The sequence below is a fragment of the Halomonas campaniensis genome (assembly GCF_014193375.1).
Lineage (GTDB): Bacteria > Pseudomonadota > Gammaproteobacteria > Pseudomonadales > Halomonadaceae > Halomonas > Halomonas campaniensis.
In genome coordinates, this window is sequence record NZ_JACHZF010000004.1 from 130,762 (window position 1) to 156,604 (window position 25,843).

Annotated in this window: 22 protein-coding genes and 1 tRNA gene; 6 read left to right on the forward strand and 17 right to left on the reverse strand. The window is 66.0% G+C overall.

Annotated features, from left to right (window positions below; all coding sequences use genetic code 11):
• Window positions 1-100: 100 nt before the first annotated feature.
• From BDK63_RS03545 to BDK63_RS03565, 5 genes are all read right to left on the reverse strand, one after another.
• The gene (locus BDK63_RS03545; protein ID WP_183329949.1) at window positions 101-3,127 is read right to left on the reverse strand and encodes a type I restriction endonuclease subunit R; all 3,027 of its coding nucleotides are present in this window, start codon (window positions 3,125-3,127) and stop codon (window positions 101-103) included.
• 215 nt (window positions 3,128-3,342) lie between these two features.
• A complete protein-coding gene (locus BDK63_RS03550; RefSeq protein ID WP_183329950.1) occupies window positions 3,343-4,986 on the reverse strand; it encodes an RNA-binding domain-containing protein in 1,644 nt (547 codons plus the stop codon).
• Entirely contained in the window at window positions 4,986-6,281 is a 1,296-nt protein-coding gene (locus BDK63_RS03555; RefSeq protein ID WP_183329951.1) for a restriction endonuclease subunit S, read from the reverse strand. Before BDK63_RS03555 ends, BDK63_RS03550 begins: the two co-directional genes overlap by 1 nt.
• The gene (locus BDK63_RS03560; RefSeq protein ID WP_183329952.1) at window positions 6,274-8,655 is read right to left on the reverse strand and encodes a type I restriction-modification system subunit M; all 2,382 of its coding nucleotides are present in this window, start codon (window positions 8,653-8,655) and stop codon (window positions 6,274-6,276) included. Before BDK63_RS03560 ends, BDK63_RS03555 begins: the two co-directional genes overlap by 8 nt.
• Before the next feature lie 26 nt (window positions 8,656-8,681).
• Entirely contained in the window at window positions 8,682-9,545 is an 864-nt protein-coding gene (locus BDK63_RS03565; protein ID WP_183329953.1) for a YicC/YloC family endoribonuclease, read from the reverse strand.
• Between the two features lie 145 nt (window positions 9,546-9,690).
• Here BDK63_RS03565 and rph point away from each other — a divergent pair, with 145 nt between their 5' ends.
• The gene (rph, locus tag BDK63_RS03570; protein ID WP_183329954.1) at window positions 9,691-10,428 is read left to right on the forward strand and encodes a ribonuclease PH; all 738 of its coding nucleotides are present in this window, start codon (window positions 9,691-9,693) and stop codon (window positions 10,426-10,428) included.
• Between the two features lie 105 nt (window positions 10,429-10,533).
• Here rph and BDK63_RS03575 read toward each other — a convergent pair whose 3' ends face one another.
• On the reverse strand, window positions 10,534-11,301 hold the full coding sequence (locus tag BDK63_RS03575; RefSeq protein ID WP_183329955.1) for an exodeoxyribonuclease III: 768 nt from the start codon (window positions 11,299-11,301) through the stop codon (window positions 10,534-10,536).
• 93 nt (window positions 11,302-11,394) lie between these two features.
• Between BDK63_RS03575 and pyrE the strand changes: the two genes are divergently transcribed.
• The 4 genes from pyrE to rep all read left to right on the forward strand — a co-directional run bounded on the left by pyrE (window position 11,395) and on the right by rep (window position 15,377).
• The gene (gene pyrE / locus BDK63_RS03580) at window positions 11,395-12,105 is read left to right on the forward strand and encodes an orotate phosphoribosyltransferase (protein WP_343065266.1); all 711 of its coding nucleotides are present in this window, start codon (window positions 11,395-11,397) and stop codon (window positions 12,103-12,105) included.
• A 68-nt stretch (window positions 12,106-12,173) separates the two neighbouring features.
• Window positions 12,174-12,731 (forward strand): YfaZ family outer membrane protein, encoded by a 558-nt coding sequence (locus BDK63_RS03585; protein ID WP_183329957.1) that lies wholly within the window; start codon window positions 12,174-12,176, stop codon window positions 12,729-12,731.
• Window positions 12,732-12,810: 79 nt separating this feature from the next.
• Window positions 12,811-13,302 carry a tRNA (uridine(34)/cytosine(34)/5-carboxymethylaminomethyluridine(34)-2'-O)-methyltransferase TrmL gene (trmL, locus tag BDK63_RS03590; protein WP_183329958.1) on the forward strand — a complete coding sequence of 164 codons (492 nt, stop codon included), beginning with the start codon at window positions 12,811-12,813 and terminating at the stop codon, window positions 13,300-13,302.
• Window positions 13,299-15,377 carry a DNA helicase Rep gene (gene rep / locus BDK63_RS03595; RefSeq protein ID WP_183329959.1) on the forward strand — a complete coding sequence of 693 codons (2,079 nt, stop codon included), beginning with the start codon at window positions 13,299-13,301 and terminating at the stop codon, window positions 15,375-15,377. Before trmL ends, rep begins: the two co-directional genes overlap by 4 nt.
• Window positions 15,378-15,514: 137 nt before the next feature.
• Here the strand turns inward: rep and BDK63_RS03600 are convergent, their stop codons facing one another.
• Window positions 15,515-16,327, reverse strand: a complete 813-nt coding sequence (locus BDK63_RS03600) for a c-type cytochrome (protein ID WP_343065267.1) — start codon at window positions 16,325-16,327, stop codon at window positions 15,515-15,517.
• Between the two features lie 249 nt (window positions 16,328-16,576).
• Here BDK63_RS03600 and BDK63_RS03605 point away from each other — a divergent pair.
• A tRNA-Arg gene (locus tag BDK63_RS03605) sits at window positions 16,577-16,653 on the forward strand.
• A 139-nt stretch (window positions 16,654-16,792) separates the two neighbouring features.
• Here the strand turns inward: BDK63_RS03605 and BDK63_RS18500 are convergent.
• The 10 genes from BDK63_RS18500 to BDK63_RS03655 all read right to left on the reverse strand — a co-directional run bounded on the left by BDK63_RS18500 (window position 16,793) and on the right by BDK63_RS03655 (window position 25,722).
• Window positions 16,793-16,972 carry an acetamidase/formamidase family protein gene (locus tag BDK63_RS18500; protein ID WP_183329960.1) on the reverse strand — a complete coding sequence of 60 codons (180 nt, stop codon included), beginning with the start codon at window positions 16,970-16,972 and terminating at the stop codon, window positions 16,793-16,795.
• Complete coding sequence (locus BDK63_RS18505) at window positions 16,972-17,223, reverse strand: acetamidase/formamidase family protein (protein ID WP_183329961.1); 252 nt, start codon at window positions 17,221-17,223, stop codon at window positions 16,972-16,974. Before BDK63_RS18505 ends, BDK63_RS18500 begins: the two co-directional genes overlap by 1 nt.
• A gap of 28 nt (window positions 17,224-17,251) precedes the next feature.
• A complete protein-coding gene (locus tag BDK63_RS03620; protein ID WP_183329962.1) occupies window positions 17,252-18,517 on the reverse strand; it encodes an amidase in 1,266 nt (421 codons plus the stop codon).
• Window positions 18,518-18,583: 66 nt separating this feature from the next.
• Window positions 18,584-19,984 (reverse strand): amidase, encoded by a 1,401-nt coding sequence (locus BDK63_RS03625; protein ID WP_183329963.1) that lies wholly within the window; start codon window positions 19,982-19,984, stop codon window positions 18,584-18,586.
• 17 nt (window positions 19,985-20,001) lie between these two features.
• Complete coding sequence (locus BDK63_RS03630; RefSeq protein ID WP_183329964.1) at window positions 20,002-20,472, reverse strand: RidA family protein; 471 nt, start codon at window positions 20,470-20,472, stop codon at window positions 20,002-20,004.
• 1 nt (window position 20,473) lies between these two features.
• Entirely contained in the window at window positions 20,474-21,742 is a 1,269-nt protein-coding gene (locus BDK63_RS03635; RefSeq protein ID WP_183329965.1) for a M20 family metallo-hydrolase, read from the reverse strand.
• Between the two features lie 11 nt (window positions 21,743-21,753).
• Window positions 21,754-23,028 carry a TRAP transporter large permease gene (locus BDK63_RS03640; protein WP_183329966.1) on the reverse strand — a complete coding sequence of 425 codons (1,275 nt, stop codon included), beginning with the start codon at window positions 23,026-23,028 and terminating at the stop codon, window positions 21,754-21,756.
• A 15-nt stretch (window positions 23,029-23,043) separates the two neighbouring features.
• On the reverse strand, window positions 23,044-23,565 hold the full coding sequence (locus BDK63_RS03645; RefSeq protein ID WP_183329967.1) for a TRAP transporter small permease: 522 nt from the start codon (window positions 23,563-23,565) through the stop codon (window positions 23,044-23,046).
• Window positions 23,566-23,609: 44 nt separating this feature from the next.
• A complete protein-coding gene (locus BDK63_RS03650) occupies window positions 23,610-24,611 on the reverse strand; it encodes a TRAP transporter substrate-binding protein (RefSeq protein ID WP_183329968.1) in 1,002 nt (333 codons plus the stop codon).
• 133 nt (window positions 24,612-24,744) lie between these two features.
• On the reverse strand, window positions 24,745-25,722 hold the full coding sequence (locus BDK63_RS03655; protein ID WP_343065268.1) for an asparaginase: 978 nt from the start codon (window positions 25,720-25,722) through the stop codon (window positions 24,745-24,747).
• Between the last annotated feature and the right edge of the window lie 121 nt (window positions 25,723-25,843).

Genomic DNA, 25,843 nt, shown 5'->3' on the forward strand with positions numbered 1-25,843 from the left:
TGATTGGCAACTGGGTGAAGCGGCGTGTGCCGTGAGGAAAGCGCGAAGTATCGCATGAATCGTCGGCGTGCTGCAGGGGCTGTTCATTCCCTGCCGCGGGCTATCCCAACACTTTTCTCAGGTTTTCCTGCATGGACGACTTGAAGGCTTCATCGTTGGCCAACAGCTTGTAGAGCTCCAGGTCGGCGCGACGACGCTTCAGCATCACCTCCTCGAAGATCTTCTCAAAGGCCAGCACGCGGTTATGGGTGTCCTGGTTGTTCTTGTACTTCTCCTCGAAGTCCGGGTGAGCCTCGATGCTCCTGGCGATGCTGAGGAACTTGACGCGCTGCTCCTCCGGCGTGGCTTCCCAGCCCTGGAACCAGCGCTCGTTGAAGGTGCGGATGATCTCGTCCAGCGGGTCGGGGTCGGCCCCGCCGTCATGGGCACCGCGTGGGTTCGGGTTGGTGGGGTCGAGTTCCGTCGGTGTCTCGTCCAGGCCGATGCGCTGGCCGAGCTTGACCCATTCCAGGCCGTAGGATGACAGGTCGACCGACTCCAGCAGCGCATCGATCTCGTCGGCCTCCCTGTCACGGACGACAAGCTTGGGAATCAGGAACTTGAGAAACCAGAACAGCTTTTCCCAAGCGATCACCTCATACGGCATGATCGAGGCCATCTGGCTGTAGATCTTTACGAACTGCTTGGCCTTGATCTTGAAATCCGCCTTGTGCGGGTCGTCGAGCGCCAGTTCGTCATTGAAGCGATCCGCCGCCGTATCGATCAGCGGGCTCAGTGCCTGGGCATCGGCATTGCCGAAGTAGTGCCCGATGAAGCTTTCCACCTCGTGCCACTCATAGACGCCTACCTCGTCCAGGGCCTCCTTGAGCTCATGCAGCACGTTGACGTCGGTCGGCTCCGACAGGCTGGTCGCCGTGTAGAAATCATCGAAGGCCGCCTTGATGTCGTCGGTGGTGTTGAAGAAGTCCAGGACGAAGAGATCCTCGGTCTTCTTGCCCAGCTTCGTTGCCGCGCGGTTGAGGCGGGAAAGGGCCTGGACCGCGAGGACGCCCTGGAGCTTCTTGTCCACGTACATGGCGGTCAGTTTCGGCTGATCGAAGCCGGTCAGGTACTTGTTGGCCACCACCAGCAGCCGGTACTCGTCGCCGTCGAACGCCTCCCTCGTCTCGGCCTCGGGGAAGCCGTTGATGTCGGCCTCGGTGTAGTCGATACCATCCACCGTCTTGGTTCCCGAGAAGGCCACCAGCGCCTTGAACGGGCTGCCACGCTCTTCCAGCAGGCGCGAGATGGCCTGGTGGTAGCGGATGGCGGCCTCGATGTTCTGGGTGACCACCATGCCCTTGGCCTTGCCCTTCAGCTTCTTGTGATTGACCACCTGCTGGATGAAGTAGTCGAGCATGATCTCCGCCTTGGCGCGGATGGTCTGGGGATGCCGTTCAACGTAGGCGCGCAGCTTCTTCTGGGCCCTGGCCGTATCGAACAGCGGGTTCTCCTCGATGGACTTCTGGATCTCGTAGTAGCTGCGGTAGGTGGTGTAGTTGGCCAGCACGTCGAGGATGAAGCCCTCCTCGATGGCCTGCTTCATCGAGTAGAGGTGGAAGGGCTTGAACTCGCCCTCTGGGGTGGCCTGGCCGAACTTCTCCAGCGTGCTGCGCTTGGGGGTGGCGGTGAAGGCAAAGTAGGAGGCGTTGCCGCGCATCCGGCGGGCGCGCATGGCCTGGAGCACCTTGTCCTGCACGTCCTCCTCGGACTCGGCGTCGCCACCCATGGCCCGGTTCATCTTGCCGTGGGCATCGCCATCCTGAGAGCCGTGCGCCTCATCGATGATCACGGCGAAGCGCTTCTCGCTCAGGTCGTTGATGCCGTCGATGATGTAGGGAAACTTCTGGATGGTGGTGATGATGATCTTCTTGCCCTGCTCAAGGGCCTGCTTCAGATCGGCCGAGCGCTGTGCCGGCGCAACGATGTTCTTGACCTCCGAGAACTCCCGGATGTGATCGCGCAGCTGCCTGTCGAGCAGCCGCCGGTCGGTGACCACGATGACCGAGTCGAACAGTGGCGTTTCCAGCCCGCGGGCACCGCGCACGTCCTCGGCGTTTGGGTAGGTCTCGATCAGCTGGTAGGCCGCCCAGGTGATGGAGTTTGACTTGCCGGAGCCGGCTGAGTGCTGCACCAGATAGGTCTGGCCGACGCCATGATCGCTGACATGGGCCACGAGACGGCGCACGACATCCAGCTGGTGATAGCGGGGGAAGAACAGTGTCCGTCTGGTCAGCGGCATGCGGCTGCTGCCGTCCAGGCGCATGAAGTGCTGGATGATGTTGGCCACGCTCTCGCGGGTGAAGACCTCCTGCCACAGGTAGGCGCTGCGATGGCCCTGCGGGTTGCGCGGATTGCCCGCCCCGTGGCTCTCGCTGCCCTGGTTGAAAGGGAGGAAGTCGGTCCTCGGGCCCGCCAGCCGCGTGGTCATGTAGACCTCGTCGGTATCCACGGTCATGTGCACCAGGCAGCGCCCGAACTGCAGCAGCGGCTGGCTGGGGTCGCGGTCCTGCCGATACTGCTTCTGGCCGTGATAGCGCGCGGTCTGCCCGGTCCAGGGGTTCTTCAGCTCCAGGGTGGCGAAGGGCAGGCCGTTGATGAACAGCACCATGTCGATCTCTTCGAGGCTGTTGGCCAGCGAATAGCGCACCTGGCGGGTGCAGCTGAACCGATTGGCCGCGAAGTGCTCCTTGACGCTGGCCGAGCTGCTGGCCAGCGGCGCGGGATACATCAGGGTGAAGTGGGTGTCATCGAGGCTCAGCCCCTTCTTGAGCAGGTGCAGCAGGCCATGCTTGCCGACCAGGCGGTCGTAGCGCTCCAGCAGCTTGCGTTCCCAGTCTGGATGGCGCTGCCTGAGCTTGTCCAGCTCCCTGGCCTGGGTGGCCTCGAGGAAGCGCCACAGCTGGTGGGTATCGACGGCGTAGTGCGAGTTGAAGTGATCGGGGCGGCCCGGGTGGTAGCCATGCGCCGGGCTGAAGGGGCGTTCGGCCTGGTTCTCGCCCAGTGCGATGCCGTCCTCGCGGCAGCTGCCCGTCAGGGCGCGTTCGATGCTCGCTTCCAGTGCTTGCTCGTTCGTCTGGCTGACCATGACCTCTCCTGCGTATGACCTGGCGTCCCTGTGCCCTGTCAAATGACGATTATTTAATAAGTTATTGTTTTTATTTTTTTATCGCCTGTCTCCGTCCCTGTGAAGGGGACACTGTCAAATGACCATCAAATGAGATGGTTCCGCTTCCCCTGGCGCTTCGAGGGTAACGCCTGGCGTATCGGTCTGGCCGGAGAATGTCTAGAAATGTCTAGCCGTCAGCGCCTAGACATTCGCCACCGCTTGCCAACTGGTTCGATAACACCTTGATTCTTTAGGGATTGAAGCAGGTTCTTCACCTTGTTGCTCTTCTGCTTGTCACTCAGGATGTCTGGCAGGATGTCTAGGAGCAAGCCGTCGATATCCTTTCGCCTGGCTTCGCCGAACTGCTCGATGAGGTTGCATATCATCTGCTTGTACTGCTGGTCGCTGAGGCCACGGTTGCGGATGTACTGGGCCTTCTCGTCGCTTTGCCTGGCCACCTGCGCCGAGATATGCAGGTTGGGCTTGCGGCCCTCGATCAGCCCCTGGCGCCGGAGGTGCCTGGCCTGCTCGTCCGTCAGTGGCTTTCGCTTCTGCACGCGGTCGAGCAGGATGATGTCGTCCAGCGTCAGGTTGGGAAGCTCCGCCAGCTTCCTGGCGTAGTTGAGGTCGACCACGCGGCCGGTGATGGTCACCTGGACACGGTCGCGGTCCAGTTCATACTCCGGCAGGGGGAAGAAGCGCTGCTTCTGGATGATGAACATCTTGCGGATGCCGCTGCCGATGGTGTCGATCATGTTGAGGTTGACCATGGCATCGGTGAGGAATCGGTTGCGGTAGCGTGACTCCGGCGCATCCGCGTGGATGACCTGCTCCACCGAGCCGGGTATGAAGCGGCCCGGGTTGCTGAAGCACAGCCGCCCATCCTCGAACTCCACCACCGTCACCTTGCCGCCCAGCTCGTAGTTCTGGTGCGCGATGGCATTGTTGAGCGCCTCACGAATGATGAAGGGGTCGTACTGGTCGACCTCTTCGGGGAAGAGGCTGTCATCCGCCATGTAGCGATACTTCAGGTTGCGGATCTTGCGGTAGACCCGCTCGGCGCCGATGAGCAGCGGGCAGCCGAAATGTTCGTAGTCCCGCTCCAGCCCGTCACGGTCCTTGAGGATCCAGGAGATGGTGGGGGTAGCAGGGTTGAGCCAGTGGGCGGCTTCCGGCTTGCCCAGCAGCAGGATGGCGGTGCGCGTGATCTGCCCCCGGATGGTGAGCCTGGCCTTGTTGAGGAAGGTGGTGTCGTCCCAGTCCGTCAGGTCATCGGCGAGCCGGGGGTGCTTGGTGGCGAACTCCTCGCGGGCCAGGGCGATGGCGTCCTGGCTGAGGTCGTCGAGGGTGGCGTCGTGGCAGACCGCCGCGCTCCAGTCGTGCTGCCGGCTCTGGTAGCGAATCCGCTCGATCTCGTCGATGGAGAGCGGGCCGAGTGACTCGCCGTCGCGCCCGTAGTAGTGGCCGTTCCACGCCACCGGCATGCCCTGGGGCGCGGCCGGAATCTCGAACAGCAGCACCCGTCCGTCGGCATGCTGAACGGTATGGATCTCGATGAAGGTCAGGCGGTGGGTGGTCTTGTCGGCGACCTCCTTCTTCAGCGACTGGAGCTCCCGGTGGCTCTCGCGGAAGTGGGTGCCGACCACCCGATGGTTGTCCTTCACCCCGAACACGAGCCAGGCGCTGGGCAGGCCCTTGAGATTGGCCTCGTTGCTCAGCGCCGAGACATACCGGCCGAGCTTGTCGAAGCTGTAGGCGTTCTTCGCCTCCTTGAACTCGACGATCTCGCTTTCGCCCGTGCCGTCGAGGAGCTGCTGAAGCCGGTGTTCGGGTTGCATCAGGCCAACGCCTCCTGCCGGGCGGGATCCTCCACGCCGGGCACCCGGATCTTGCCGGTGACGGCGCTATCGATCAGGGTGGCTCGGTACTCCTTGAGGCGTTCGATCTGGCGTTGGAAGAGGGAAATAGCCCTGTCGATCCGGGTCGATTCCTGGTCGATATGTTGAACGATACGATCCTGTTCATCGAGCGGAGGAAGGAGGGTGAGCATTTGCTTGAACTCTTGCCAGTAGAGTCGCTTGCGAAAATCGGTGATGCCCTTGGAGTGGCGGTCCATCTGGTGGATGAAGAGCGGCGTCCGGTAAAGGTACTCGAAGAATTTTGGCCGAATCCTGGAATCCGGAATTGCCACTGTGTAGGCCGGGCTTACCATACCTGTCGTCGTCACGGCACCGATGGCACCTTGCCAGGCGCGCATCATGTTGTAGACGATATCACCGGGCTGGACGAGGCTGTACTTGGTTTGATCCTCGATCTTGACGCGACCTCTCAGGTTCTCGCCTTCGCTTAGCTCGCCGGCAGATACGCCGGAACGAATGGATACGGTGAGAAGCGGCAAGCTTTCCTTGCCAGGCTCGACACGCTCGGTAAAGAGGGTGCGATTATGGCTGATTCCCCAGTGCTGCGGTATCTCTCCAATCCACTCAATACCGGAATCCCGCATGGGCGCATCCGGATCGAGCCCACGGGTAACGGCATTCTGAATCAGGGATTGCTTGCGCTCCTTTAGCAGGGAGATCTGCATTTCCTTGGTTCTTATTGTTTTAGATATTTTATTGGTTTGCTTATCGATGAAGCCGACAATTTTTTCTTGTTCACTTGGGTTGATAGGGAAGCAAACAGAGAAGTCTTTGATTAGCGGAAGTCTCAGGCTGTCAACAGTTGATTTTGCTGAGCCCAGCAATGCTACGTTGTAAAACTTTGAGGAGATATAGTGAAAAAGATACTTTCCTGAAGCTATCTTAAAGTCACTGAATTTATAGACCCTTTGGTGGTAGTCAAATTTGCCATTTATGTAATGGTAAACCTTTCCTACTCCAGCACCGTCGCCTGCAGTTAATATGGCTTCGCCATCATAAGAGTAGGTGTCAATTTTTTCAGGAATTTGAGATCTGACAAAGAAAGGGTATGATCCACCATCCCTCCGGTCTTCCGTGTTCCGATCCCCTGTCTTTATGGAGCAAAGAAACTTAAGACGCAATAATTTCCAGTGGTTCGGATAGCCTCCAATCCACGAAACTTGAGAATCCTTGTGGTATGTATAATCTTTTATTTGAGAGAGCGATTTATTCACTTTTCACCCCCGAAAAATCTTCAACCTCAATACCCAGAATATCGGCAATCAGCCCTTCCGCCTGCTGCTCCAGCGCCACGATATCGCGGGCGACTTCCTCCATGCTGCGCAGCGGCTGGTGCTTGTAGAAATACTTGTTGAAGCTGATCTCGTAGCCAATCCTCACCGATGCCATGTTGATCCAGGCTTCCGGTACGTGGGGCTTGACCTCGTCCAGGAAGAAGCCGTGGATGCTCTGGTCGAGAGGAATGCTCTCGCTGTCGCGTAGCTCCGCGCTCGCTTCAAAGATGACATATTCGCCAGGCTTGCCGGTCGGGGTGTAGCCGAAGTCGGGCAGATCCTCCTCCCGGCAGCCCAGGAACGCGAGGCGCTGGGCGAGTGCCTCGCCGGTCAGCTTCACGGTCTGCTTGATGACCTTCTCGGCGTCCTCGCTGTACCAGCTCATGGCATTGAGGATGGCGCCCTTGTCGCCGGCGGAGAGCTTGATGTCTTTCCGCTTGGCTAGCGCCTTGAACTCCTGCTCCGCCAGCGACTTGAAACGGTTGTAGTCGTTGAACTCCTCGGTACCGATGACCGCCATCAGCTCACGGGCGGCGCTGACCAGGGCGAGGTGTTTCTGCCAGGTGGCCTCATCCAGCAGCTTCCTGCGCTGTTTGGCATTGAGGCCGAGCTCCTGCTCCTCGCACCAGGCGAGGGTCGCCTTCTCGTGCTCCTTGAGGGTGCCGGGCTCGTAGAGCGTGTCGCCCCACTGCGCATAGGCCCATGCCATGGGCTCGCGCAGGGCCTTGTCGAAGCGCAGGGTCTCGATGCGCTCGGCGCTGAACTGCGCCTTGCGTCGGTCGGGGCGTTCGATGGTGACCTTGTGGTAGCCGAAGTCACGGTTGTCGAAGACCTGGGCGGCGATGCCGTCGCCTCCCGCCGGGCGGTCGATGCTTTCCAGCGCCTGATAGCAGCGGGTGATCTCGCCGATATGCTCGGGTGAGAACTCGCAGTTCTTGTTGCCGAGGTTTCGGCGCAGCTTGCGGTAGAGCAGGCTGGCGTCGATCAGCTGGACCTTGCCGCGGCGCGCTTCGGCCTTGCGGTTGCTGAGCAGCCAGATGTAGGTGGTGATGCCGGTGTTGTAGAACAGGTTGTTGGGCAGCTGGATGATGGCCTCCAGCAGGTCGTTCTCGATGATGTAGCGGCGAATGTTGCTCTCGCCGCTGCCGGCGTCGCCGGTGAACAGGCTGGAGCCGTTGTGCACCGAGGCGATGCGAGAGCCCGGGCCGGTCTCGCCGGCCTTCATCTTGCTGATCATCTCCATCAGGAACAGCAGCTGGCCGTCGCTGGAGCGGGGCGTAGCATCGAGGGTTTCGCGATCGCCCCAGTAATCGGCCAGCGTCACCTTGAAGCGGGGGTCGATGACCTCCTTGCCATCCTTGATGAACTTCTGCTCGCTGGCCCAGCTCTTGCCGTAGGGTGGGTTGGAGCGATCGCCGGCGAACTCGTCGGTGGAGAGGGTAGAGCCGGAGCGGATGTTGGCCGGGTCGTTGCCCTTGATCATCATGTCGGACTTGCAGATGGCGTAGGTCTCGTCGTTGATCTCCTTGCCGTAGAGATAGACGTCGCCACTGGCACGGATGGCGCCTTCCTCGTCCTTGATGAAGTTCTGGGACTCGGTGAGCATCCCGCCGCTGCCGCAAGCCGGGTCATAGATGGTCATCACCGGGGGCAGGCGGTCCTTGACGGGGTCGAAGACCAGGTGGGTCATCAGCTCGATCACTTCACGGGGTGTGAAGTGTTCCCCGGCTTCCTCGTTGTTCTCCTCGTTGAACTTGCGGATCAGCTCCTCGAAGACGTAGCCCATGCCGAGGTTGGAGAGCGCCGGCAGACGGTTGCCGTCCGGGTCCTCGGCGTCTTCGTGGGTCAGGTTGATATAGGGCGAGGTGAACTTTTCCAGCACATCCAGCAGCACGTCCTTGCTGGCCATGTGCCGGACCTGGCGGCGCAGGTCGAACTTGTCGATGATTTCCTTGACGTTGGGGCTGTACCCCTCGAGGTACTCCTCGACGTTGGCCAGCAGGATCTGCTGGTTGTTGGTGGCCGTCCTGTAGAGCTGGCTCAGGGTCCACTTGCTGGTGTTGTAGAACACATAGCCGGCGGCTTCACGAAGTCCCGCCTCGTCCGGCTCTGCCAGCTCCAGTTCCTTACGCTGAAAGGCCACTTCCTTCAGCACGTCGGCCTTGCTTGCCTCCAGCAGGGCGTCGAGCCGGCGTAGTACCACCATCGGCAGGATCACGTCGCGGTACTTGCCTCGCACGTAGACGTCGCGCAGGCAGTCGTCGGCGATCGACCAGATGAAGGCAACCAGCTTGTTGTGAGCGGCGTGATTCATGGTACGAAGATGTTCCTTTCCCTGGTTTATTCGATGTTCTGAATTTGCTCGCGCATCTGCTCGATCAGTACCTTGAGCTCCACCGCGCAGCGGGTGGTGCTGGCGACCACCGACTTGGAGGAGAGGGTGTTGGCCTCGCGGTTGAGCTCCTGCATCAGGAAGTCCAGGCGCCGGCCCACCGGGCCCTTCTGGGTCAGCTGGCGCTCCACCTCGGCGACATGGGTGGCGAGCCGGTCGAGCTCCTCGTCCACGTCCGCCTTCTGGGCGATCAGCGTCAGCTCGGCCTCGAGCCGCTGGGGGTCGAGCTCGGCCTTCACCGATTCGAGGCGTTCCAGCAGCAGGGCGCGCTGGCGCGCGAGGATCTGCGGCATCAGCCGGCGCACCTCGGCCACCTGGCCGTTCACGGCGGCCAGCCGCTCGCGGATCAGGCCGGCGAGCTTGTCGCCCTCCCGGGCGCGGCCGGCGATCAGGTCGTCCAGGGTGGCCTGGAAGAGGGCCACGGCGGCGGCCTTGATGGTGTCGAGGTCGGGCCCCTGGCTCTCGAGCACGCCGGGATGGTCGAGCAGGGCCAGGGCGTCGGGCATGGGGGCGTCGGGCACCGCGTCGCGCACCTCGGCGAGGGCGCGGGCCAGCTCGGCCAGCCGCTCGCGGCTGACCGCCAGGCCGCCGTCGTCCCGGGCGGGGTCGAAGCGCAGGCTGCACTCCACCTTGCCCCGGGCCAGGCGGGTGCGCAGCGCCTCGCGGAACAGCGGCTCCAGGTCGCGCAGGCTCTCGGGCAGGCGGAAGTGGGGCTCCAGGTAGCGCTGGTTCACCGAGCGCAGCTCGATCTGCAGGCTGCCCCAGTCGTCGTCATGGGCCTGGCGTGCGAAGGCGGTCATGCTGTGGACCATGAAGGACTCCTGGCGTGGTCGAGGGTCATGGGGAAGCGCGTGGGGGCAGTGTAACCGATTCCCCCCCCTCGCGCGGACGGCCAGGGGTGTAGAATGGGCGGCCAGGCGTTCCCGCCACCGTCAATCGATGTTCAAGAGAGGTGTCATGACTTCGGAGTTCCGGCGTCCCAGTGGACGCGCCCCCGACCAGCCCCGCGAGATCCGGCTCACCCGCGACTACACCCGCCACGCCGAGGGGTCGGTGCTGGTGGAGTTCGGCGACACCAAGGTGCTGTGCAACGCCAGCGTCGAGCCGGGCGTGCCGCGTTGGCTGCGCGGCAAGGGCCAGGGCTGGGTGACCGCCGAGTACGGCATGCTGCCCCGTGCCACCCACACCCGCGGCGGCCGCGAGGCGGCCCGCGGCAAGCAGGGCGGACGGACCCTGGAGATCCAGCGCCTGATCGGCCGCTCGCTGCGGGCGTCGGTAAACCTCAAGAAGCTCGGCGAGTTCACCATCACCGTGGACTGCGACGTCATCCAGGCCGACGGCGGCACCCGCACCGCCTCGATCACCGGCGGCTGCGTGGCGCTGGTGGATGCCATCCGCTACCTGCAGCGCAACAAGCTGATCAAGGGCGACCCCTTCAAGCAGCTGGTGAGCTCGGTATCGGTGGGCTTGTTCCGGGGCGTGCCGGTGGTGGATCTGGACTACCCGGAGGACAGCGGCGCCGACACCGACATGAACGTGGTGATGGCCGAGGACGGCAGCCTGATCGAGGTGCAGGGCACCGCCGAGAAGGGCAGCTTCAGCCGCGCCGAGCTGAACGCCATGCTGGAACTGGCCGAGAACGCCGGTGCACAGCTCTTCGACCACCAGCGGGAATCGCTGGGCATTCCGCGCTAGGCAGGAAACGAAGGGCGCCGGGCAAGGGCCCCAACGCATCACGCCGGCCATGATGGCCGGCGTGATGCGTTCCGGCGGGCCGGAACGGCGACGAAGGGCACTGACTCAGAGCGTCAGGTCATACTCCACGATCAGCGGGGCGAACTCGGAGAAGGTCGCGTCGTAGTCGATCCAGGCGTCGACGATGTGCCGGCGGAAGTTGGGACCCACGATCTGGTAGTCGATGCGCCAGCCTTCCTGGCGCGCCCGCGGCACCTCCTGGTCGAGCTTCGGCCACCAGGTGTACTCGCCGGCGTCGCGGTTGATCTCGCGGAAGCAGTCGATGAAGCCGGTGGGGCCGAACACTTGGTCCATCCAGGCGCGCTCCTCGGGCTTGAAGCCCGGGGTGGTCTGGTTGTCGGCCCAGTTCTCCAGGTCGATGGTCTTGTGGGCGATGTGCCAGGTGCCGCAGATGATGTACTCGCGGCGCTTGCGGGCCATCTTGCTGAGGTACTCCTGGTACTGGGCCATGAAGGCCTGCTTGGCGGCCGGGTCGCTGCCGTCGGGCATCAGGAAGCTGGCGATGCTGAAACGGTCGTAGTCGGCCTGCAGGAAGCGTGCCTCGTGGTCGCACTCGGGGAAGCCCAGGCCATACATGATCGCCTTGGGGATCTTCCGGCAGTAGAGGCCCACTCCGGAGAAGCCGTCCTGCTCGGCGTCGAGGAAGTAGCCCTCGTAGCCCTCCGGATAGAGGATGCTGTCGTCCAGCTCGAAGCTCTTGGCCTTGAGGTTCTGCACGCAGACGACATCGGCATCCTGGTTGGCCAGCCAGTCGAGAAAGCCTCGCCCGACCGCCTCCCGGATGCCGTTGACATTGATGGTGGCGATTTTCATACATGGTCCCTTTTGCGTCGCGCGTGTATGATACCCGACGTTTCGACGTTTGGGTAAATGGCCACGGCCAATAAAGATGATAGGAGCCCCGAGGTGGAGAATTCCGGCACGCGCGAGAGTCCCGACGGCCAGCTCGAGGCCTACCAGCGTGAGTTCATCGAGTTCGCCATTCAACAGGGGGTGCTGCGCTTCGGCGAGTTCACCCTGAAATCGGGTCGCGTCAGCCCCTACTTCTTCAATGCCGGGCTGTTCCGCACCGGTGCCGCCCTGGCCCGCCTGGGGCGCTTCTATGCCCGGGCCATCGTCGATCGCGCCCCCGCCTTCGACGTGCTGTTCGGCCCCGCCTACAAGGGCATCCCCCTGGCCGCCACCACCGCCGTGGCGCTGGCTGACCACCATGACCGCGACCTGCCCTATGCGTTCAACCGCAAGGAGGCCAAGGCCCACGGCGAGGGCGGCAACATCGTCGGTGCCGCGCTTGAAGGTAGTGTCCTGATCATCGACGACGTGATCACCGCCGGCACCGCCATTCGCGAGGTGATGGGGCTGATCGATGAGGCCGGCGCCCGCGCCGCCGGGGTGGTGATCGCCCTGGATCGCCAGGAGCTCGGCAGCGCTGAAGTTGAAGGCAAGGGCCTGAGCGCCATCCAGGAGGTCGAGGCCCGTTACGGCATGCCGGTGCTCAGCATCGTGACGCTGGACATGGTCCTGGCCTATCTTGAAGGGCAGGCCGGCGAGGAACTGCGTCACCATGCCGCGGCGATCCGCGACTACCGCGACCGCTACGGCGTCCGGGGGCACTGAGCCCGGCCGACGTTTCACGCCTCCGCAGGAGTATCGCCCCGGAGACGATCATGACATGGAGAGCCTTGATGAAATCGATCCTCACCGCCCTTGCCGGTACTGCCCTGCTGACCCTGGCGGGCCTGGCCCAGGCCGGCAGCCTGGACCTGAACCTGGGCCCGGACGCCGTACAGTTCGAGGCGGCCGGTGAAGTGACCGACGGCATCCGCCTGGGCGGCGGCGTGGTCGACAGCGAGTATCGCGAGGATGCCACCGTCTTCCACGCCCAGCTGATGGGCACCCAGCACACCCGCGAGCGCGAGGTCGGCGTGGGGGCCCGCTGGACCCAGTACGATACCGATGTCGGCAAGGGCGGCGGCCTGGGGCTGGGCGGCTACGGCTATGTCTACCTGCCCAACCTGCCCGAGGTCTCCCTGGGCGGCTACGGCTACTACACCCCCGGCGCGGTGACCAGCCGCGACCTGGATGACGGCTATGAGATCGGCGTGCGCGCCCGCTACGCCTTCGCCCCCAACGTGGACGGCTACGTCGGCCTGCGCCAGCTGGGCGCCGACTTCGACAGCGACGGCAGCGGCACCCGTACCCTGGACCGCGGCGCCCAGGTCGGCGTGCGCCTGCGCTTCTGACGCCCCTCGCCATCGCACCCTGAGGCGGGCCCCGGACGGGGCCCGCCTGCGTTCCACCGGGCCCTTCAGCGGAGCTGCCATGCTCGATGTCGTTCTCTACCAGCCCGAGATCCCGCCCAATACCGGCAACCTGATCCGGCTGTGCGCCAATACCGGCTTCCGGCTCCACCTGATCGAGCCGCTGGGCTTTGCCCTGGACGACAGGCGCCTGCGCCGGGCCGGGCTCGACTACCACGAGTGGGCGGCGGTGCGGGTGCACCGCGACTGGGCGTGCTTCCTGGCCGAGGTGGCGCCGGCCCGGGTGTTCGCGGTCTCGACCCGGGGGCGGACCGGCTACCATGAGCCCGCCTACCGCGAGGGCGATGCCCTGGTGTTCGGCCCCGAGACCCGCGGCCTGCCCCAGGCGCTGCTCGATGCCCTGCCCGAGGCACAGCGCCTGCGCATTCCCATGCGCGAGGACAGCCGCAGCCTGAATCTCTCCAACGCCTGTGCGGTGCTGGTCTATGAAGCCTGGCGCCAGCTGGGCTTCGTCGGCGCCGCCGGGGTGGATGTCGCGAGGCCCGCCCCATGAACCTCCCCGTCACCATCCAGCAGCGCCTCGCCGGCCTCAACCCCCGCCAGCAGGAGGCGGTGCGCTACATCGACGGTCCCTGCCTGGTGCTGGCCGGGGCCGGCTCCGGCAAGACCAGCGTGATCACCACCAAGATCGCCTACCTGGTGCAGGCCTGCGGCATGAGCGCCCGTCGCATCGCCGCGGTGACCTTCACCAACAAGGCCGCCCGGGAGATGAAGGAGCGGGTGGGCAGCATGCTCAAGGGCAAGGAGGGGCACGGGCTGACCGTCTCCACCTTCCATACCCTGGGGCTCAACATCATCCGCCGCGAACTCAAGGCGCTGGGCTACAAGCCCGGCTTCTCGCTGTTCGACCCGGAGGACGCCAAGGCGCTGCTGCGCGACCTGATGCACAAGGATGCCCAGGTCGACGCCGACCAGATCAACGCGGTGCAGCAGCGGATCTCGGCCTGGAAGAACGACCTGGTGCTGCCCGGGCAGGCGCTCTCCCACGCCGCCGACGAGGACGAGCTGTTCGCCGCCCGGGTCTTTGAAGCCTACGGCCGCCACCTCAAGGCCTACAACGCGGTGGACTTCGACGACCTGATCCTGCTGCCGGTGGTGCTGCTGCGCGACGACCCGGAGGCCCTCGCCCGCTGGCGCAAGCGCATCCACTACATGCTGGTGGACGAGTACCAGGACACCAACGTCAGCCAGTACCAGCTGGTGAAGCTGCTGATGGGCGAGCGCCAGACCTTCACCGTGGTCGGCGACGACGACCAGTCGATCTACGCCTGGCGCGGCGCGCGGCCCGAGAACCTGGTGACCCTGGGCGAGGACTTCCCGCGCCTGCAGGTGGTCAAGCTGGAGCAGAACTACCGCTCCACCGGCACCATCCTGCGCGCCGCCAACACCCTGATCAGTAACAACCCCCACGTCTACGAGAAGACCCTCTGGTCGGAGATGGGCGAGGGGGCGCCGATCCGCGTGGTGGTCAGCCGCCACGAGGAGGCCGAGGCGGAGCGGGTGGCCGGCGAGATCCTGACGCGGCGTATCAAGGAGCGCGCCGAGTGGCGCGACTTCGCGGTGCTCTACCGGGGCAACTTCCAGGCCCGGCTGCTCGAGCTCAAGCTGCAGCACTACCAGATCCCCTACAAGCTTTCCGGCGGCACCTCCTTCTTCTCGCGCAACGAGATCAAGGATGCCATGGCCTACCTGCGGCTGCTGATCAACCCGGCCGACGACAACGCCTTCCTGCGCATCGTCAACGTGCCGCGTCGCGAGATCGGCCCCAGCACCCTGGAGAAGCTGGCCAACTACGCCACCGACCGCGGGGTCTCGCTGTTCGCCGCCTGCCACGAGCTGGGCCTGGCCGAGCAGCTGCCCGAGCGGGCGGTGGAGCGCCTGGGTCGCTTCACCCACTTCATCGACGGGGTGCGCCGGCGCATGGACCACGGCGATGCCGTCGCGGCGATCCGCGACATGCTGCGGGAGATGGACTACGAGGCGTGGCTCTACCAGAACGCCAGTGCCCCGACCATCGCCGAGCGGCGCATGGCCAACGTCTGGATCCTGATCGACCAGCTCGAGAAGTCGATGCAGGTTGCCCCGGAAGACAGGAGCCCCGAGGAGAGCGCGGCCTCCGAGGAGACCGAGACCGACGACGTGGAGGCCGCCATCTCCCGGCTGGTGCTGCGCGACATCCTCGAGCAGCAGGCCGAGGAGGACGACTCCGACCGGGTCCAGCTGCTCACCATGCACGCCTCCAAGGGGCTGGAGTTTCCCCATGTCTACCTGCTGGGGCTGGAGGAGGAGCTGCTGCCCCACCGCAACGCCATCGAGGCCGGCACCGTGGAGGAGGAGCGCCGCCTGGCCTACGTGGGCATCACCCGGGCCCGGCGCACCCTGACCCTGACCCTGGCCCGCCAGCGCAAGGCCTATGGCGAACTGATGGACTGCGCGCCGAGCCGCTTCCTGGACGAGCTGCCGGCGGAGAGCCTGGAGTGGGAGGGGCGCGCGGACAAGGAGGACCCGGAGAAGAAGCAGGCGAGGGGGCAGGACGCCATCGCCGGGCTGCGCTCTCTCTTGGGCTGAGGATTGGATTCCGCGGGAGCACTGCCTGCTGCGCGAGGGGGGAGCCCCTGCCTGATATCAGTCGCCCTGCACGCCTACGCAAGCGGGGCGCCCTGAGGCGCCCCGCTGACGGTTCCGCTGGCCGGTAACAGCCTTGCCTACTGCACCGCCTCGACCATGAAGTCCACCGCGGCCTTCACCTCGTCATCGGAGAGGCTCATGTTGCCGCCCTTGGCCGGCATGGCATTGAAGCCGTTGATGGAGTGATCGTACAGGGTCTCCATGCCCTGCTCCAGGCGCGGGCCCCAGGCATCGGCGTCGCCCTTGATCGGGGCGCCGGCGGCACCGGTCATGTGGCAGGCCATGCAGGCCTGGTTGTAGATCGCCTCGCCATCGATGCCGGCATGGGCAGGCTCGTCGGCGGCCGCGGCATCATCTGCTGCCTCGGCGACCTGCTCCTCGTCGGAAGCGGCCTCATCGGCAGCAGCTTCCTCGGCCGGGGCCTCATCGGCACCGCCACCGAGTTCCGGCACGTCCATCACCGGCTCCACCAGGTAGGCGGTAGCCGCGGCGACTTCGTCATCCGAGAGATTGGGGTTGCCGCCACGGGCGGGCATGGCGTTGAAGCCGTTGATGGAGTGGTCGAGCAGCGTATCCCAGCCCTGATCGACGCGGGCCGCCCAGGCGTCGGCATCGCTGCGCACCGGAGCACCGGCGGCACCGGTCTCGTGGCAGGCCATGCAGACGCGGTTGTAGATATCGCCACCGTCGATGCCGCCGGTGCTGGCGTCGGCGGGAGCCGCCGCTGCCGCGGAAGCGGTGCCGCAGTCCTCGCCCTGCAGGCATACCTGGCCCACCGGCTTGAGACGCTCGGCGATGGCGTCACGGTCGACCTCGGCCTGGGCGGAGGCCATGCCGGCGGTCATGCCCAGGGTGGCCAGGCACCCCATGATCAGCTTGCTGGATTTCACTCTCACCACCTCTTGACGGTCCTGTAATGAAAACGGCGTGTGGCGACGTCGCGAGCGGGCCATCACCACGGCCGAGACGCCATGACGCGCACAGTGCCGGACAGTATACCGGCATCCCGTACGGCTGGAAAATGCCGTGCCCCCCGCCATTGGCATGAGAGGACCCCCCCGGGCAGGCAGACGGGCGCTGGACAGGCGCCCGCCTGGCGGTTAGGATGTCGTCCGCCTGGCGCCTGCGCCGGGCCATGTGCGCCCGTAGCTCAGCTGGATAGAGTATCGGCCTCCGAAGCCGAGGGTCGCAGGTTCAAGTCCTGCCGGGCGCGCCACGAATTCAAGGGCCTACGACGATATCGTGGGCCTTTTTTTCTTTTTTCTTGCATATCGTTCCCAGGACCCCCCCGAGATTTCCCCCAACCTCCAGCCCTTGATCGGTTGGAGCCAGCGGGAGTCACGAGACTTCCTTTTCTACTCGAAGACGATCCTCGGCAGGTAGAAGGCCACCACCCAGTTGGGTGCATCGACGATCTCGCTGATGCGCAGGTCGCCGCACACCGAGCAGAGCATGTAGGCCTGCTCGGCCGGCAGGTTGCGCGTCTTGCCCAGCCAGTCGATGGCGCCTGCCACCGCCTGGCGAGCCCCGGTCATCAGGTCGGGCCCGATGCCCGTGAACACCCCATAGCCGGCGCCGTCCAGGTGACGGGATTGAGCCGCTCGAAGGGCATGCTCGTGACATCGGCGGCCATCGAGTCGCGGGTGAAGTAGCCGCCGGCGGCGTCCTGGCACTCGAAGGAGAGCGTGGTCCCGGGGGCCACCGTCGCGACGGGGGCGTTGGTGCGGTTCCAGCCGTGATGGCAGTGCTGGCCGTGGATCGTCTTGATGGGCGTCGGATGGGCCATGGCGGCATCTCCTTGCTGTGGGAACGACTCAGGGCATCAGGGCGCTGGCGATACTCAGCAGCCGCTGATCCTGGTAGCGGTCGGCGATCAGCTGCACGCCGACGGGCAGCCCCTGGGGCGTCCAGTGCAGTGGCAGGTTCACGCAGGGCACCCCCAGCAGGGTCCAGACTCGCGAGTAGATCGGGTCGCCGGTGCTGGCGAGGCCTTCCGGGGCCACGCCCGGGGCGCTGGGGGCAAGCAGCACGTCGAAGCGCGCGGCAAGCTGTTGCGAGAGCGTGAACCTGGCCCGGTCGGCGGCCTGCCGAGACGCCCAGTAATCCGCCAGGGAGAGGCGCTGTCCCTCGTCCAGCAGCGCGACCAAGGCCGGGCTCATCGATGCCTCGAAGCGCTCACGCTCGCTGGCCAGGGCACGGGTGGCCTCGTAGGCCAGGATGACCTGCTGATGCGTCACGAGCTCATCGAATGACGCGCCCAGCCCGGCGGTGCCGATCTCGGCGCCAAGGGTGGCCATCTTCTCGCGGGCGCCTTCCAGGGCGGCGGCGGTCTCCGGCGACGGCGAATGCGTGCCGGGCACCCGGCAGAGGCCGACGCGCAGGCCGTCGAGCCGCGTCAGGGCGCGGATCGGGGGACTGCCGGTGAGGGCGGTGAACAGCGTGCGGGTGTCCTCCAGGTGCCGAGTGAACCAGCCCAGGGTGTCCAGTGACGGGGCGAGTGCCTTCAGGCCGGCGACGCTCAGCGTGCCGTGGGTGGGCTTGAACCCCACGACGCCACAGTAGCTGGCGGGGCGGATGATGCTGCCCACGGTCTGGGTGCCCAGCGCCACGGGCACCATGCCGGCGGCGACGGCGGCCGCCGAGCCGCTCGAGGAGCCGCCCGGGGTGCGTGTCGGGTCGTGGGGGTTGCGGGTCTTGCTGGGCTGGAAGTAGGCATACTCGGTCGACACCGTCTTGCCCATGGGCAGGGCGCCGAGGCGCGTCAGCTGGGTGACGATGGCCGCGTCCATGTCGGCGCGGTCGACCCGGTGATAGCCCCGGGTACCCCAGGTGGTAGGCAGTCGGGTCGTGTCGATGATGTCCTTGATGCCCACCGGGACGCCGCCAAGGGGCGCGTGAGGGGGCCCGCCATCCTGCGCGGCGATGGCGGGCTCGGGGGCCAGGCACTCCCAGGCCTGGACGGTGGGGTCCCGGGCATCGATGCGCTCCCGGCAAGCCCGCCACCAGTCGAGAGGCGAGAACTCGCCGCGGGCGAGTCCGCGCTGAAAGCCTGCCAGGGTCATCCGGGTCCAATCGGTCATCTGTCTTCCACTCCTGACTGACCTGCTGCGTGAAGGGTGGCGTGAGCGCTCCGGCAAAACGGAGGATCAGGGGGCCGGCGGCTCCCCGAGCAGGTCGGGGCCGGTGCCCAACTGCTCCTCGATGGCCTGGCCGATGGCCAGCAGCCGGGCGTCCTGCCAGGGGCCTGCCAGCACCTGCAGCCCGACCGGCATGCCGGCACCGTCCTTGCCGGCCGGCAGGGTCAATCCGCAGAGCCCCATGAAGTTGGCGATCACCGTGTTGCGCAGCGCCTGCATGTTGGCCCGGGCGTAGGCGCCTTCGGGGAGCAGGCTCTCCAGGGTGGGGGGCGTGATCGCCACGGTGGGGGTGAGCATGGCGTCCACGTCGGCCAGGCGCGTCGCGGCCGCGGCAGTCAGCTTGTCGATGACGGCGCGGCGGCGGACGTACTCCCAGGCCGGCATGTCGTCCGCGGCCTTGACCCGGGCGGCGACATTGGGGTCCAGGGCCTCGATCATCTCGGGCAGCTCGGTCTTGAGGAGGGCCGCCAGTTCGGCTGCGGCGAGCCCCCCCTGCTGGAACAGCGTGTAGGCCTCATCGGTATGGGGCAGGTCCAGGGTGACCACGCGGGCCCCGGCGGCCTCGAGCCGACGGATGGCCGCCTCGACGGCCTCGGCAACCCCGGGGCTGCAGTCGTCCCAGAAGAAGGCGCTGGGCACGCCGAAGGTGAGATCGGCCAGCACCGGCGGCGCTGGGACGCGGGCGGCGCGACGGGTCAGCGCGCCATCGAGGGCATCGAAGGCAAAGGCCAGATCGTCCACGCGGTGGGCCAGCAGGCCCGGGGTATCCAGGGTGCTGGAGAGCGGCACGATCTGGTTCGTCGGCCAGCGGCCGGCGGTGGTCTTGAGCCCTGCCACCCCGGTCATGGCGGCGGGGATGCGCACCGAGCCGGCGGTATCGGTGCCCAGGGCCAGGCTCGCGGTCCCGCCCACCAGTGATACGCCGGCACCGGCGCTGGAACCGCCGGGCGTGCGGTGATCCTTGAGATCCCAGGGATTGCGTGGCGCGCCCCAGTGGGCGTTGGTCCCGAGGCCGCCGAAGGCAAACTCCACCGTGTGGGTCTTGCCCATGACGCTGGGTAGCTGGGCGAGCAGGGCGGAGACCATGGGGCCGGGCTGTTCCCACGTCTGGGGCAGCCGCTGCGAGGAGCCGGCGTAGGTCGGCAGGCCCGGTACCGCATAGATGTCCTTGATGGAGACGGGGATGCCCATCAGGGCCCCGGCATCCCCGCCCTGGCGGATCACCGCATCGGTGGCCTGGGCGAAGGCCAGCGCGGCCTCGCCGTTCCAGGTCAGGTAGGCATGGTCATGTTCGCCTCGGGCCTGATGGGCCGCCAGGGAGGCCTCGGCCAGATGGGTGGCGGTGAGCGTGCCGCTGCGCAGCCCGGCGTACTGCTCGCGGAGCGGGCGCTTCAGGGGAGAATCGGTCATGGCGGGCTTCCTTGGGATCAGTCGCGAATCTCGAAGATCGATTCGACTTCGACGGCGGCGTTGCCGGGCAGGGTGGCGACTCCGATGGCGGTGCGGGCATGGCGTCCATGCTCGCCGAACAGCGCGATGAACAGCTCCGAGGCGCCGTTGATCACCAGCGGCACGTCGTGGAACCCGGGCGCCACGTTGACGAATCCGTTCATGCGCACGCAGCGCACGACCCGGCTCATGTCGCCGCCCACCGCATCGCTGAGCGAGGCCAGCAGGTTGAGGGCACAGGCCTGGGCGGCCAGCTTGCCGGTCTCGAGGTCGAACTCGGCACCCACCTTGCCGGGGTAGAGGACCTCGCCGCCCCGCTCGCAGATCTGGCCGGCCAGGAACAGCTGGTTGCCCAGCCGCGACCAGGGCAGGAAGGCGCCGCGGGGGCGCGGGATCGCGGGCAGGGTGAGGCCCTGGGCGGCCACGGCCGCGTCAATGGTCTGGGTCATTTCAGTCATTCCTTGTCATGAGCAGCGTCTCGACGGCGTGCATCAGGGTGCGGACGGCAACCTCGGCGTCGGCGCGCTCGATGTGTTCATCGGGGTGGTGGCTGATGCCCGCGCGGCAGGGGGTGAAGAGCATCGCCGTGGGGCAGAGGTGGGCGAGGTGGATGGCGTCGTGAAAGGCCCCGGACACCAGCCGCGGAGCCTGCGGCCAGTGCGCCTTGACGGCCTCGTCGAGCACGGCGACCAGGGCGTCATCGAAGGCCACCGGGGCCACCCGTGAGGTTGCTTCCAGGCGGGCCGTGCAGCCGGACCACTCCCGCTGTGCCAGCTGCCGGAAGGCCGCATCCAGCGCCTCCAGCACCGTCGGGTCGGGGTGGCGAAGGTCGATGGTAAAACGGGTCTGCTGGGGGATGGTGTTCACCGAGTTGGGCGACAGCGCGAACTTGCCGATGGTGAAGCGCACCTGGTCGTCGTGGGCCGCCACGGCCGCCTTCAGGGCGCCGACCAGGGCGTGGGCGCCCATGAAGGCATCGCGACGCGACGCCTCCGGCGTGGTGCCCGCATGGTTGGCCTGGCCGTCGACCTCGACCTCGTACCAGTGGACGCCCTGGATGCCGGTGACGACACACACCGGCGCGCCCTTTTCCTCCAGCACCGGGCCCTGCTCGATATGCAGCTCCAGGAAGGCGTGGGGCACCACCGGCGCGGAGCGGAAGCGGGCGCCGTGGGCCTCCAGCAGCGCCAGGCAGTCGGCCAGCGCCGCCTGGAAGGTGATCCCCGCGTCGTCCCGCGCGGCGAGGATCGTCTTGGCGTCGCGTCCGCCGGCAAACCAGGAGGAGCCGGAGGCCCCGGGGGCGAAGCGCGCCCCCTCCTCGTTGGTCCAGGAGACCACCTCCACCGGCTGCCGGTGGGCAATGCCCTGCTCCGACAGGGTGCGCAGGACCGCCAGGCCGGCCACCACGCCCAGGGTGCCGTCGTAGGCGCCGGCGCTGGGCTGGCTGTCGAGGTGGCTGCCGATCAGCAGCGGGGCCAGCGTCGGCTCCTGCCCCTCCCGGCGCAGGAAGACGTTGCCCAGGGCATCGTAGTGGGCGCTGCAGCCGAGCGCCTCGCCCTGCGCCATCAGCCACAGCCGGGCGCGATTGTCCTGGTCGTCCAGGGCCAGGCGGCGGATGCCGCGAGGGGAGAGGGCGCCGATCCGGGCCTGGGCCTCGAGATCGGCCCAGAAGCGCGCGCCGTCGACCGCGCCGGCCAGGGATGAACTCGTCGTGTGCATGGTCGGCCTCCTCAGTAGAGCAGCGATGGCAGCCAGGTGCTGATCCAGGGCACGTAGGTGATGACCATCAGGGCGATCAGCATGATCAGGATCAGCGGCAGGCAGGCCTTGAAGACCTCCTGCAGCGACATCTTCGAGATCGCCATGGCCACGAACAGGTTCAGCCCGACCGGCGGGGTGATCATGCCGACGGAGAAGTTGACCAGGGTGATGACACCGAAGTGGACCGGATCCACGCCGACCTGGGCGGCGATCGGCTGCAGCAGCGGCGAGAGCACGATGATCGCCGAGGCACTGTCGAGGAAGAAGCCGGCAATGATCATCACCACGTTGAACAGCGCCATCACCTGGAAGGGATCATCGGTGAGGGAAAGCACCTGGCTCGCCAGCTGGGTCGGGGTGCCGGTGATCGCCAGCAGCCACGAGAAGGCCGAGGCGCCGGCGGTGATCAGCAGCAGGGTGGCCGAGATCAGGCCGGAGCTGCGCAGGGTGCCGATCAGGTCCCGGAAATCGATGGTGCGGTAGACCACCATGCCCACGAACAGCCCGTACATGCAGGCCACCGCGGCGGACTCGGTGGGGGTGAAGACGCCGCTGTAGATGCCGCCGAGCAGGATGAACGGCAGGCCCAGGCCCCAGGCGGCCGACTTGAACGCGGACCCGACCTGGCGCAGGGTCGGAAACGGCGAGCGCTCGTAGCCCTTGAACGACGAGTAGACGATGCAGTAGGCGATCAGCAGCGAGCCGATCAGGATGGCCGGTAGCAGGCCCGCCGCGAACAGCCGGCCGACCGATGTGCCGGTCACCGAGCCATAGATGATCAGCGCGATGCTCGGCGGCACGATGGGCCCCAGGGTGCCCGCGGTGGCGATCAGGCCGATGGCGAAGCGCTTGTCGTAGCCCGCGGCCACCAGGGCCGGGAACATGATCGAGCCGATGGCCACCACCGTGGCGGGGCTGGAGCCCGAGATCGCCCCGAAGAACAGGCAGGAGAGCACGGTGGCCGCCGCCAGGCCCCCCGGTACCCAGCCGACCAGCGCCTTGGCCAGGTTGATGAGCCGGTCCGAGAGGCCGCCGATGCGCATCAGTTCGGCGGCCAGGATGAAGAACGGGATGGCCATCAGCGAGAAGTTGTTCATCCCGGTGAACATGCGCATCGGCACGATGACCGGGTTGGTGTTGCCGAAGAACTCGATGGCCAGGAAGACGGAGAACGCCAGCGCCGCGAAGATCGGCAGCCCCAGCAGCAGCACCGCGAAGAACAGGGGAAGAAGTGCCGTGATCATGTGGGTCTCCAGTCGTTAGACGAGCTTGTCTTTCTCGGCGGCAAGCTCTTCGGCAAGAGTGACCGGCGGCTTGGTCCAGGCCTCATGGATGACCCACAGGTAGCGCAGGATCAGCAGGATGCCGGAGATGCCGATGGGCAGGTAGAACCAGGCCATGGGCAGGCGCAGGGCGGCCGTCAGCTGTCCGCGTCCCAGCGTGTTGAAGTAGAGGTGGAAGCCGTAATAGACCAGGAAGCCGGCGAAGGCGATGCCCAGCACGGCGGCGATGATATGCAACCAGCGGTTGATGGCCGGCGACACGAAGGCGTTGAGCACGTCGACGGAGATATGCACGCCGTGCCTGACCCCCATGCTGGCCCCCACGAAGCTCATGCAGATGATGGAGTAGATGACGACTTCCTCGGCCCAGAACAGCGAGCCATTGAAGCCGTAGCGATAGACGACCTGAATGGTGGTAATGATGGTCGCGATCGACATGAACGCGACCATCGCCACACTCTCCAGGAAATCAATCACCTTGTTGAGTGCTTCAAACATGGTGAGTGCACCGGATTAGAGTGACATCGAAGGGGAAGGCGGGATCAGTACTCGATACCCACCGCGTCATAGACCTTGTGCAGGAGTTCGGTGGTGACCACGCTCTCGTACTCCTGGTGCACCGGCATGCTGGCCTCGATGAAAGCCTCGCGCGCCTCGGGGGTGATCTCGTTGATCGCGATCTCGTCCCGGATGGCCTCGAGGATGGTCTGCTCGTCCTGCAGGGTCAGCTCGCGTGAGGCGGTACGTCCGTTGTCGAAGGCCTCGAGCATCACGGCCTGCAGATCCTCGGGCAGCGAGTCCCAGGAGTCCTGGTTGATCACCGCCGCGTAGGCGTGATAGGCGTGGTTGGTCAGCGACAGGTAGTCCTGTACCTCGTGGAAGCGCATGGTGTAGATGTTGGCCAGCGGGTTCTCCTGGCCGGCGACGACCCCCTGCTGCAGGCCGTTGTAGACCTCGGTGAAGGCCATGGCGGTGGCGTTGGCGCCGTAGTTCTCGTAGGTGGAGATGATGATCGGCGCCTGCATGGTGCGCATGCGGATGGCGCCGAGGTCCTCGGGCCCATGGATGGGCCGCACGTTGTTGGTCATGTGGCGGAAGCCGGCGCCCCAGAAGTTCACGCCATACATGTTGTGGCCGCTCAGGGTGTCCAGGATCTCGCGTCCCACGTCGCCATCCAGGGTCGACACCATGGTGTCGTAGTCGGCGATCAGGAACGGCAGGTCGAGGATCTGCATGCGCGGCTCGAAGTTGCCGAGCGTGGCGGTGGGCGGGATGCCGATATCGACCAGGCCCATCTGGATCTGCTCGATGATCTCCACGTCGCCGCCGACCTGGGCCGCGGGCAGCACGTTGATCTCGATGCGTCCCTCGGATTTCTCCTCGACTTCCTCCTTGAAGCGAAGTGCTGCCTGCCCGTTGGGCGTATCCTCGATCAGGACGTGGGCGAAGCTGAAGGTGTACTCGGCGGCCTGTGCCTGGCTCATGCCGAAGGACGCGGCGGCAATCGCCGCCACCAGTGACACCTTGGTCAGTTTGCTCTTCATTGTCAGCACCTTGTTGGGTTGTTGGTGTGCATCTTCGCGTGACGTTCGACACCGGCGTCACCCGGCGTCACCCGCACTCGGTACGGGCCCTTTCAGCCTGACGCGGCCAGGCGGAGCATGTTGCCGGCCATGCTCAGGCCGTCAGGGTTCGCAGTGGTGCGGCGACCTCGCCCTTCGTGGAGGCGAGGAGGGCCGACAGGGCAAGGCGGGCCTTGCGGGCGCTCAGGTCGGGGACGGCGATGACGCCGGCCGCCTCCAGGCTCGCGAGGCTGCCCATGAATTCGTAACTGGCGTGGACCGGCCCGCTGGGGCAGCTGCTGACGATCGCCACCGGGATGCCTTGCGCGGTAATGCGCGGGATGACATCCAGCCAGTCCGGGGGGACATGGCCGCGCCCCAGGCCGTCGATCACCAGCCCGGCGGCCCCCCCCGCCACGGCGGCCTCCAGCAGGGCGGGCGAGGCGTCCAGATAGGCGGGCAGGATGTCGACCCTCGGCAGCGCGGCGTCGGCGGGGAGCCCCAGCCTCTCGACGCGAGCGGGACGCATCGCGACGCTCACTCTTGCCCCGTCGACATAGCCGAGCGGGCCGGCCTCCGGCGCGGCGAAGCCGTTCACCTGAAAGCTGCTGACCTTGCGCACCTGCCGGGCAGAGAAGATCGACTGGTTGAACACCACCAGGGTGCCGAGGCCACGGGCCTCTTCACTGGCGGCGACCATCACGGCGTCGGCGATGTTGCGAAAGGCATCCGTGCCGGGCTCGTGGGGGGCACGCTGCGAGCCGGTCAGCACGATGGTGGGGGAGGCCGGCAGGGTGATATCGAGGAAGTAGGCGGTCTCCTCGAGGGTGTCGGTGCCATGGGTGATGACGATGCCCGCCACCTCGGAGGACTCGGCCAGGGCCTGGCACTCCTGGCGCAGGCGCATCAGGTCATCGCGGGTGATGGCATTGCTGGGCTTCTGCAGCAGGGAGCGGACCTCGACGTCGATGGCCGCACCTTCCGGCAGCGAAACCCGGCTCATCAGCACGTCACCCTGCAGCGCCCCTGACCGATTGCGGCCGGAATCATCCGGGCTACTGGCGATGGTGCCGCCGGTGGTGAGGACCACCACTCGGGCGCTTGTCCTGGCTCTTGTCATTGTTGTCACCGTATCGGGCATGGGGGACTGGGCCCGCGATGCCGCTTCAGTGTTCAGACATCAGATGTCTGTTGTCTGAACCCATGCTAGACTC